Here is an 801-nt window from a genome sequence, read left to right on the forward strand (position 1 = left end):
TACGGTAGCCGCCGTATGGTGGTCTTTCTCGGGCGCCAGGGACACCTCGTCAACCGCAAGCGCGTGCAACGGCTCATGCGCGTGATGGCGCTGGCCGGGATGGCGCCGGGTCCGGCGACCAGCAAGCCACACCCGGAGCATCGGGTCTATCCGTACCTGCTGCGCGGTGCTGAGGTCACGCGTCCCGATCAGGTTTGGAGCACGGACATCACGTACATCCGGCTGGCGCACGGCTTCGTGTATCTGGTCGCGATCATCGACTGGTACTCCCGGCGGGTACTGGGATGGCGCATCAGCAACAGCCTGGATACGGCCTTCTGCGTGGACTGCCTGGAAGAAGCCCTGGACCAGTGCGGCCAACCGGAGATCTTCAACACCGATCAGGGTTCGCAGTTTACGAGCGAAGCCTTCACAGGTGTACTCAAGCGCGCGGGCATCGCGATCAGTATGGACGGACGCGGTCGGGCACTCGACAATATTTTTGTGGAGCGGCTCTGGCGCAGCGTCAAGTACGAGGACGTCTACCTGAAAGGCTACGGCACGGTCGCCGAGCTGACGCTGGGCCTGACGGAGTACTTCGCCTTCTACAACGGTGAGCGACCGCATCAGGCGCTGGACTACCGAGTGCCAGACGAGGTGTACGCCGCCGGAGTCGGAGGCGGTGCGAGTATTCCGGATCACTTCAACGAGCGTGGACAGCCCACACTTGCGACCACGGGGCAGCGCCATTCCGCTGCGATTGAAGAGGTGGATGCAGCTTAAACCCGAACGAAATCTGTCTTGACAGATGGGTCCACTCTA

Annotated in this window: 1 protein-coding gene; it reads left to right on the top strand. The window is 62.3% G+C overall.

Going from position 1 to position 801, the window contains the following annotated elements:
• On the top strand, nt 1-762 hold a 762-nt coding region (locus NA637_RS25215), incomplete at its 5' end, for an IS3 family transposase (RefSeq protein ID WP_256075389.1).
• Nucleotides 763-801 lie beyond the last annotated feature (39 nt).

This window comes from Stutzerimonas stutzeri (assembly GCF_024448935.1).
GTDB classification, from domain to species: Bacteria; Pseudomonadota; Gammaproteobacteria; order Pseudomonadales; family Pseudomonadaceae; genus Stutzerimonas; species Stutzerimonas stutzeri_AO.